1 protein-coding gene is annotated in these 415 nt (G+C 38.1%); it reads left to right on the top strand.

Features of this window, described 5'->3' with window-relative positions; genetic code table 11:
* Window positions 1–95: 95 nt before the first annotated feature.
* The coding region (locus tag C1I98_RS46795) for a 5-(carboxyamino)imidazole ribonucleotide mutase (RefSeq protein ID WP_111172266.1) at window positions 96–415 on the top strand (320 nt) is incomplete at its 3' end.

Here is a 415-nt window from a genome sequence, read left to right as displayed (position 1 = left end):
ATAAAAAGTTCGTAAAATATCTTGATAAAACTAATTTTACTTGTTACACTGAACTTGAAATTTGATACAGCATTTAAATTTGGAAGGGAATTGTCATGAGAAAAGTCGCAGTAGTTATGGGTTCAATTTCTGATTGGTCAACCATGAAACTGGCCACAGACATACTTGATGAATTTGAAGTCGATTATGATCGTCATATTATTTCAGCACATCGGATGCCGAAAGTCTTACAGAAGTTTGGTGAACAAGCACAAGAAAATGGATATGCCGTGCTGATTGCAGGAGCTGGCGGAGCAGCTCATTTACCGGGAATGTTAGCAGCCAACACAATTTCACCTGTAATTGGGGTTCCTATTGAAAGTCATGCATTACACGGAATGGATTCATTACTATCAATTGTCCAAATGCCTAGTGG

This window comes from Spongiactinospora gelatinilytica (assembly GCF_003236385.1).
Taxonomy (GTDB): Bacteria; Actinomycetota; Actinomycetes; order Streptosporangiales; family Streptosporangiaceae; genus Spongiactinospora; species Spongiactinospora gelatinilytica.
This window is presented reverse-complemented; position numbering and strand designations above follow the sequence as displayed.